Here is an 8,485-nt window from a genome sequence, read left to right as displayed (position 1 = left end):
GGCGTTCGACGCGTGGCCGCCGCCGTCCGGCGCGTCGCCGTCGCGATCGTGGTGGCGGACCCGATCGGATCGGGACTCGTTTTCCGGGTACAACAGACACGCGACGTCCCTGTCGGCACCGCTTCCGTCCGCGGGACCGCCGGCCTTGTTCCCGCTCCCGTCCGCGTCTCCGTCGTCCTCCTCGCTCCCGATCGGCACCCGTTGGGGATGAACCCGCTCGCAGGCGTCGAACGCGGCCGGACAGCGGGGCGCGAACCGACACGCCGAGGGCGGCTCCGTCGGCGTCGGTACGTCGCCTTCGATCGTGTCGAGCCGGTCACGTCCGACGTTCCGGGAGGGGATACAGCTCAACAGCCCCTCCGCGTACGGGTGGGCCGGATCGTCGAACACCGCGTCGACGGGCCCGGTCTCGACGATCTCGCCGGCGTACATCACGCCGACGCGGTCCGCGATCTCGGCGATCACGTGCATGTCGTGGGTAATGAACAGAAGGGCGAGGTCCTGTTCGGCGCGGAGGTCGGCGAGCAGCTCGAGCACCTGCGCCTGGATCGTCACGTCGAGGGCGGTCGTCGGCTCGTCACAGATCAGCAGGTCCGGGTCACACGCCAGCGCCATCGCGATCACCGCGCGTTGTAACATCCCGCCGGAGAACTGGTGTGGGTACTCCCCGAGCCGCCGTGCGGGGTCCGGGATCCCGACCGCGCGTAACAGCTCGGTCGCCTCCTCCGTCGCCTCGCGGCCCCGGAGCCCCCGGTGTAACAGCAGCGACTCCTTGATCTGGTTGCCGACGGTGTACACCGGATTGAGGCTGGTCATCGGGTCCTGAAACACCAACGCGATCCGCCCGCCGCGCACCCCGGTCCAGTCGGTGTCCGGCGTGTTCAGCTCCTCGCCGTCGAGCCGGACGCTGCTCGTCTCGGCGATCCGTCCCGGCGAGTCGACGAGCCCCATGATCGACCGGGCGGTGACGCTCTTGCCGCTGCCGCTCTCGCCGACGATCCCGAGCGTCTCGCCGCGTTCGATGCTGAAGCTCACGCCGTCGACGGCGCGGATCGTCTCCTTGTCGGTGCGGAAGACGGTCGTGAGGTCCTCGACGGCGAGCAGCGGCGGGCTCATCCGCCACCTCCCGTCGCCATCGCCCCCTCCTGGCTCGCGCCCGTGTCGCTCTCGGGGTCGATCGCGTCGCGGATCGCGTCACCGAGCGCGTTGAACGCCGTCACCACGAGCACGACGAGCACCCCCGGGACGAGCGAGATGTGCCACGAGGCGGTCGCGACGTACGGCTGGCCGGCGTCGACGGCGCGACCCCACTCCGGCGTCGGGGAGGTGACGCCGAGCCCCAGAAACGAGAGCCCGGCGACGCCGATGATCACGCCGCCGAGGCTCATCGACGCGTACACCAGCAGATACCCCGTGAGATACGGGGCCATGTGGCGTCGCATCGTTCGCGTCGGCCGTTGACCCATGCTCCGGGCCGCGTCGACCCACTCGCGGTCGGCGACCTGTAACGCCGGCCCCCGAACCGCGCGCCACAGCGACGGCCACCCCGTCAGCCCGAAGATGAGCGCGAGCAGGAACCCGCCGTCGTACAGCCCGGCGAGCCACGTGTCCGCGAACACCACCGATAACAGGATGATAACGAGGAGCTGGGGCATCGCCTGCACCGAGTCGCTTCCGAGCACGACGCCCAGGTCGAGTAGCCCCTTGTAGTACGCCGAAAGCACCGCGAGCCCGCCCGAGATGACGACGCTGAGGCCGATCGCGACGACACCGATGAACAGCGAGATCCGCGCGCCGTACGCCATGAAGGTGAACAGGTCTTGGCCGCGGTCCATCGTTCCGAACGGGTGGAACCGGTCGTATGGGTCGTACTGCATGGGGCCGATCCCCTCTTGTGCGCCCGATTGGGAGCCGATGTTCGCGTCGCCGATGAAGACGCTGCGGACCTCGCCCGCCTCCTCGTCGAAGTGGGTGATCTCGTGGGCGAACGGGTCATAGAGGTTCTGCGTGATGTCCGTCGGACTCACCACGGGGGCGAACAGTGCGTACACGAGGAACGCGAAGACGACGACCCCGCCGAACAGGCCCCACGTGTGCCCGCGAAGCCGGTCGACCACGTCGTCACGTGGGGTCCAGTCGGCCGCGCGGTACACCCGTCGAAAGAGGAGGTAGCCCACCCAGACCCAGTAGGTCACCGTCGCGGCGTACAGGTAGACGAGTCCGGTCCGCAGCGCCCACGCCCACGCCGGCGATAGCCCCATGAACGTGCCGACCCAGCCGTGTTCCGGGTGGAAGTAGCCGCGGTTCGGGACCGTCTCGTGGGAGATCGCCGCGGGGATCGACCCGAGCGCGTCCGCGACGGGACCGGCCGGGAGGAAGCCCGCGATCCAGCCGAGCAGCATCCCGATCTGGACGGCGAGCAGTCCGAGCAGGACGGCTGCCCAGCGGATCGCCGGCCCAGGGCGCGTCCGGAGCCGGTCGCCGAGGGTGTCGTCCTCGGGCCAGTCGGGCCGGTCGGTTCCACCGAGCAGCCGTAGCAGCGTTCGTTTCATGTCATGGGTCCGTGTCTCTCGGGTCGTTTCCTGTCATGTCCGTTCGTAGCCGACACGCGGATCGATCACCGTGTACAACACGTCCTGCAGGATGTTCACGCCGACGATCAGCACGATGAAAAAGAACATCAGCGAGCCGGCCAGCGGGATGTCGCCTTGGATCGTCGCCTCGAAGAAGAGCCAGCCGAGCCCGTTGATCCCGAAGATCACCTCGACGAGGACGGAGCCGCCGATGAGCAGGAACGCCTCGCTCGTGATCACCGGGATCAGGGGAATGAGCGCGTTCCGGAACACGTGTTTCCACACGAGGCGTCCGCCGGAGACCCCTTTCGCCCTGGCGGCGTCGACGTAGTTCGAGTTGATCGTCTCTAGAACGGCCGTGCGACCGATGCGCATCTCGTTGCCCATCGACGCCGACCCCAACACGAGCGCGGCCGGCAGGATCTGTTTCGTCGCCGCGAGGAAGTTCGACGGCCGATGGAGGTTCTCGAGATCGGGCGTCCCGATGACGCTCGTCTCGATCAGCCACGCGGACCAGTCGAACCCGAACAGGAAGCGCTCGCTCTGCACGAGGAGGGCGGCGAGGATGATCGCGAGCCAGAAGTTGGGCATGGCTCGCCACACGATCCCGCCGAACGACGCCAGATAGTCGGCGGGCGTGTTCGGGTTCAACCCGGCGTAGAAGCCGAGCGGGATCCCGATGAACAGCGCGACGAGCACCGACCAGAACCCGAGCCACAGCGTGCGCGGCATGTACACCATAAGCAGCGCGTTCACGTCCGCTCCGGGATGGACGACCCACGACGCGCCCAGATCGAACGTGAGCATCTCCCATATGAAGTTCAGGTACTGCTCCCACAGCGGATCGTTGAGTCCGAGCTGCTCGCGGATCCGCTCGTATCGCTCGACGTTCTGCGGGTCGGCGTCCGGACCGAGGATCGCCGCTGCGGGGTCGATCGGCCCGAGCCGAATGATGAGAAACGTGAGGCTCGTCCCGAACACGACCACGGGAAGCGACAGCAGGAACCGCTTCCCGAGGTACTGAAGCCGGCTCATTCGACGGTCATGTCAGTGCTCGCCGGGCGGCGTGGGACCCGACGTCGTCGGCTGGCACGGCGCACGCGGGAGCGACACGCATCCGTGGTGTCACTCGAACCGGGCGTGGTTGTACTGCTGGCGGTGGAACGCCGTCGACGGTGGCTCGTACTCGAGGTCCTCGCTCCAGTACTCCGTCTCGACCGGGTGATACAGCATGACGTCCGGCACCTCCTCCCAGTTCGCCTCCTCCATCTCGATGTACGCCTGCTCGCGCGCTTCGACCGTCTCCTCGCTGGGGCCGGGGTTCGCGAGCACCTGGTTCTCCCAGATATCCGCGGCGCGCTCTGCGGGCTCCGTGCCGTACCAGCGGCTGAAGTCGTTCGGGTCCCCGCGGGCGTATCGGAGCGTGTCCTGTGCCTCGGGGTAGTCGATCGAGTTCCCGAGCGAGAACGAGTCGAGCTCGCCGCCGATCGCCCGGTCGATGATCGTGTTGAACGGCACCTGCTCGATCGAGACGTCGATGTGGACCGGGCCGAGCTGTTCGCGCATCAGGTTCGCGAGCCGGTCGTACGCGTTCGGCTGTCTGTCGCTGAACGTCGTGAACGTGAGCTCGAACGGGGTATCGGCGTCGTGACCGTTCGATTCCATGAGGTCTCTCGCCTCACCCGGGAGCCGCTCGTCGAACCCGTACGGGTACTCCTCGCGGGCCTTCTCCATGTAGGCTTCCGGCCCGCCGGGGTACACCGTCGGCGGGGTGTACATGTACGACGGCACGCCGAGCCCGTTGAACGCCTCGTCGACGATCTGGTGTTGATTCAGCGTGTACGCCATCGCCTGCCGGACGTGTTTCGGCACCCGCTCGGCGTTGTTGATGATGTAGGCGGTGTACACGTCCTGCCATTCCCCGTAGTTCACCGTCTCGCCGTTCTCTAACTCGTACGTCCCGGTTCGGACGCCGAGCTCGGTTTCGGTGCCGATATCGACGGCGCTGTCGTCGTACTGCGTCTCGGGGATCTCGAAGATGTCGACGTCGCCGCCGAGCGCGCGCTGGTACCGCCCGTCGTCGTCCGCGAGGATCGTCATCTCGACCGCGTCGACGTGTGGCCCCTCGCCGTAGTAGTCGTCGAACGCCTCCAAGCGGGCGTGAGAGCCCTCTTGATACTCGACGAACTCGAACGGGCCCAGTCCCGGCGGCGGGCTGCTCTCGAACTCCTCGAACCCCATTTCGCCGTCGTACCCCGGGGCGTCGTCGACGAGCCCCTCGGGGATCGGCTCGACCTCGCCGATGGTGAGCTTCTCCAGAACGGAGTGCCACGGGGCGCGTAGCTCCATTCGGAGCGTGTGGTCGTCGACTGCTTTGACCGCCAGCGATCCCGGGACGTAGTCGTCCGGGTACACCGCGTCGCCCGGGCTCTCGGCGTCGACATCGTGATCGACGGGAACGTCCGTCGTGATGTGCCGCGCCTCCTGGGTGTTCGGGGAGCCGACGAGCCGTTCCCACGAGTAGACGATGTCGTGGGCCGTGAACTCCGAGCCGTCGTGGAACGTCTGACCCTCGCGGAGGTCGAACTCGTAGACGGTCCCGTCATCGGAGATGGTGTAGTCCTCGGCGAGCTCGCCGACCGGCTCGAACTCGCCGAGCCCGTACGTCATCAACCCGGCGTATATCTGGTAGGTGATCGCCTCCGAGCCGTCGCCCTTCGTTCGGATGTTGTCGAACGAGTCCGTGGGCGCGATCGACACCTCGATAACGTTCTGGTCGTCGGAGCCGCCGCCGTCCTCGGCTCCATCGTCCGCCGGGTCACCCCCGTCGAGGTCGTCCTCGTCCGCACAGCCCGCGATCGCCGCCATGCTTGCGCCGCCCGCGGCGACGAGAAACGACCGTCGCGTCTGACTGTCCGCCTCGGCGTCCCGTGTCGGATCCATGTGATCCGTGTTGGGTCTGCTCATGGCAAAAGTCTGTATATTACCGCTCAATACCACCATATAGATATACAAGAATAAACGTACCGGCTCCCGGTATCGGCCACCGATCGTGGTCCCGGTTCCCGCTCCCGACGTGGCCCCGTCAACCATCGATCCGACGGCCACACTCGGCAATCCCGCGTTCCTGGACCAAGACACGCTTTGGAGGGGTTATGCCGTCCTCGTTCCTTCCGCGCACGACGCGAGTTCAGCTCGACGGTGTCGCTCGCCCGACCCAGCCGTCGATCCCGAGCTCCGCTCGTGGCTCATACGCCGTTCCAACCCGACTCGGGGATATAACTCCCTGCACGGGAGTATCGGGTGTGATAACTACTGTCGGGCTGGAGGGACCCCCTACTCGTCGCGCTCGGCGGCCCGTTCGGCGAAGCCGAACCGCGGTTTCACGTCGTCGACGACGACGGTGAGGGTTTCTCCCGGTTCCGTGTCGGGGACGAACAGCGAGTACCCCTCGACGTAGGCGATCCCGTCGCCCTCTTCGCCGCGCTCCTCAATCGTCACCTCGATCCGGTCGCCCGCCTCGACCGGCGCGGTGAGGAGCCCCTTCGCGACGAGGTACACCTCCGAGGAACTGTCCCGCGAGGCGGGCGGCGAGACGGTCCGCACGTACTCGAACTCCTCGCCCACGTCCTCGCGGAACGCGTCGAGGTCCTCGCCCTGGAACACCTTCACGACGAAGTCGCCGCCGGGCGCGAGCAGCTCCTCGGCGACGTCGAACGCCTGGCGGGCGAGGTGGACCGAACGGGCGTGGTCCAGCGAGTACTCGCCGGTCATGTTCGGTGCCATGTCGCTGACGACGACGTCAGCGCCGCCCTCTCCCACCGCCTCTCGGAGGTAGTGGCGGGTGCGCTCCTCGGTCATGTCGCCGCGGATCGTCTCGACGTCGTGGTCCTCCAGGTCGTCGATCCGCTGGAGGTCGACCCCGACGACGGTCCCTCCCTCGCCGACCGCCTCGGCCGCCACCTGAAGCCAGCCGCCCGGCGCGGCCCCGAGGTCGACGACGGTGTTGCCGCTGTCGAACAGGTCTGCGTCCTCGTCGAGCTGTTTCAGCTTGTACGCCGACCGGGCACGGTACCCCTGCTGTTTGGACCGGTTGTAGTACTCGTCTTTTCCTCCCATTTCCCTCTCGTACCGTCGCGGACGGCTTATGCGCGTCGTTCGACCGCGCTCGAACGCTCCGGCTGGTGGTCGGTCACTCCTGCCAGTCCGGGTTCGGGCGGGGTGGTGCGAACACGTCGAACCCCTCGACCGGAACGTCGCGGTCGTTGTACGCGGCGTGGGGTTCGCCGCCGGGAACGACGAACGTGTCGCCCGCGTGAACCGCGTGCGTCTCCCCGTCGACGACGAACGTGAGCGTCCCGCTCGTGACGGTTCCCACCTGCTCGTGGGGGTGCTCGTGTTCGGGCACCTCCGCGCCGGGCTCGATGTAGAACCGTTGGATGCTGGCTTCCTCTCCGACAGCCCCCTGCGTCAGGTGGACGCCGGGGACCGCCTCCGTCGACTCGACCGACTCGTCGGGTACGAGTTCCATGTCGATATCGGCGTGACGGCAGTAGTTAAACCCGCGGCTGCCGGTCCGTCGATCCGCCGGTCCGCCGGTCCGCCTGTCTGCCGGTCCGCGACCCGTTCGGTCGCCTTCCCACCGACCTCCGGCCTCCTCTCCCCCTCGTCGTCGAAGCTCATCCGGGCCTACGGGAACGGGTGGTACTCCCGGTCGAGTACCGGATCGAACCCCATCGATCGGGGGACTTCGCGGGCACGCTCGCCGAAGAACGGATCGCCGGTGAACAGCGGCTGTGCCTCGGGAACCAACACGCGGACCGCCTCGAACCCGAGCGCGGCCACGTCACGGGTCGTCGTCCGGGAAACAACGGGGGTTACGCCCGCGTCACGGACGCGCTCCGTCGCCGCTTCGAGCTCGTCGACACCCGACAGCTCGGGCTCGCCGAGCCCTTCGGTCGTGACGGTCGCGTCCGGGTCGAAGAACGCCCGTGTGGCCGCGGGGAACTCGGCGTGGTGCCCGATCGCCGCGCTCTCCTCGGCGGCCGCCGCCTCGCCCATCGACCGGAGCTCCGTCCAGTTCTGGAGCGCCTCCGAGAGCGCGCTTCGGGCCGCGGCGACCGGATCGAGGGCCGCTCCCGATCCGGCGGCGAATCGCGGCCACGCTTCGTCCCGGTGGACGCCGACGGCGACGACGGGAACATCGATGTCCGTCGTGACGAGAAGCGGCGTCACCGACAGCGACTCGGCACGCGCCCGCTTCACCAGACGGTCGAACGTCCCGTCGTCGACCTCGATCCCGAGCGGCTCCGTCGTCGAGTACCACGTCGTCATCGTCGCGTCGCGCTCGATCACCTCGTAGAGCCCGGAGAGGGCCGCCTCAGCGCCCGTGTTCCCGAGACCGAGTCCGGTGGTGATTGCCGGACGGTATCGGTTCTCCGGCGGCGGGAACCGGACGAACTCCGCGGGGAGGTCGACGCGCTCGCCCGTGTCCAGCCGCTCGCCGGCCGTCCACGGGAGCGTGTCGTCGGGGCTGTAGGCGGCGGCCGAGTCCGGGCGGACGAACGCGTCCGGCGTGATCGGGTTCGGCACGTCTGCGGCGGTGCCGGTCGTGAACGACGACGACCGGTACACCCCGGCGGCGTACCGCTCTAACCCCTCGCCGAGCGCCTTCATGAACGCCGCATCCCAGTCGTCGTCGGCCCCGCCCGCGAACGCCGCGGCGTGTGCGTCCGAGAACGGGGCGGTGTCCGCCAGCCGGGCGACGTAGTACGGAATGGGGAACGACTCGCGTTCGCCCACCTCGGTCAGGAGCCCGATCCGCGGGTCGACACCCCGATCCGCGCGGTCGAGCGCGCCGGACAGCGAGGCGTCGTGTTCCGTGCCGCTTCCCCCTCCCGGCTCCAGCGGGA

The 8,485-nt window shown here is 68.2% G+C and carries 7 protein-coding genes; all 7 read right to left on the bottom strand.

Translation table 11 applies throughout. The features are described 5' to 3' along the window. Positions 1 to 1,116 (bottom strand): ABC transporter ATP-binding protein (locus ACFQEU_RS07890; protein ID WP_379780941.1); only part of this gene is annotated, 1,116 nt, incomplete at its 3' end. Further along, positions 1,113 to 2,552 carry an ABC transporter permease gene (locus ACFQEU_RS07885; protein ID WP_379780940.1) on the bottom strand — a complete coding sequence of 480 codons (1,440 nt, stop codon included), beginning with the start codon at positions 2,550 to 2,552 and terminating at the stop codon, positions 1,113 to 1,115. The genes ACFQEU_RS07890 and ACFQEU_RS07885, both read right to left, overlap by 4 nt. A 33-nt stretch (positions 2,553 to 2,585) precedes the next feature. Then, the gene (locus tag ACFQEU_RS07880; protein ID WP_379780939.1) at positions 2,586 to 3,608 is read right to left on the bottom strand and encodes an ABC transporter permease; all 1,023 of its coding nucleotides are present in this window, start codon (positions 3,606 to 3,608) and stop codon (positions 2,586 to 2,588) included. A gap of 90 nt (positions 3,609 to 3,698) precedes the next feature. Continuing rightward, entirely contained in the window at positions 3,699 to 5,516 is a 1,818-nt protein-coding gene (locus tag ACFQEU_RS07875) for an ABC transporter substrate-binding protein (protein WP_379780938.1), read from the bottom strand. Positions 5,517 to 5,909: 393 nt separating this feature from the next. Next, positions 5,910 to 6,692: an RlmE family RNA methyltransferase gene (locus tag ACFQEU_RS07870; protein ID WP_379780937.1), complete on the bottom strand. Its 783-nt coding sequence runs from the start codon at positions 6,690 to 6,692 to the stop codon at positions 5,910 to 5,912. Positions 6,693 to 6,765: 73 nt separating this feature from the next. Further along, positions 6,766 to 7,104 carry a cupin domain-containing protein gene (locus ACFQEU_RS07865; RefSeq protein ID WP_379780935.1) on the bottom strand — a complete coding sequence of 113 codons (339 nt, stop codon included), beginning with the start codon at positions 7,102 to 7,104 and terminating at the stop codon, positions 6,766 to 6,768. A gap of 158 nt (positions 7,105 to 7,262) precedes the next feature. After that, positions 7,263 to 8,485: YcaO-like family protein (locus tag ACFQEU_RS07860; protein WP_379780933.1), on the bottom strand; the 1,223-nt coding region annotated here is incomplete at its 5' end.

This window comes from Halorubrum tibetense, assembly GCF_042661865.1.
Taxonomy (GTDB): Archaea; Halobacteriota; Halobacteria; order Halobacteriales; family Haloferacaceae; genus Halorubrum; species Halorubrum tibetense.
The sequence above is the reverse complement of the archived record's forward strand: the minus strand, read 5'-3'. Positions and strand labels throughout refer to the sequence as shown.

What these genes read in the sequence shown, in the direction of transcription:
- ACFQEU_RS07885 (WP_379780940.1), bottom strand. Translation starts at nt 2,552, where the DNA reads ATGAAACGAACGCTGCTACGGCTGCTCGGTGGAACCGACCGGCCCGAC.
- ACFQEU_RS07880 (WP_379780939.1), bottom strand. Translation starts at nt 3,608, where the DNA reads ATGAGCCGGCTTCAGTACCTCGGGAAGCGGTTCCTGCTGTCGCTTCCC.
- ACFQEU_RS07875 (WP_379780938.1), bottom strand. Translation starts at nt 5,516, where the DNA reads ATGGATCCGACACGGGACGCCGAGGCGGACAGTCAGACGCGACGGTCG.
- ACFQEU_RS07870 (WP_379780937.1), bottom strand. Translation starts at nt 6,692, where the DNA reads ATGGGAGGAAAAGACGAGTACTACAACCGGTCCAAACAGCAGGGGTAC.
- ACFQEU_RS07865 (WP_379780935.1), bottom strand. Translation starts at nt 7,104, where the DNA reads ATGGAACTCGTACCCGACGAGTCGGTCGAGTCGACGGAGGCGGTCCCC.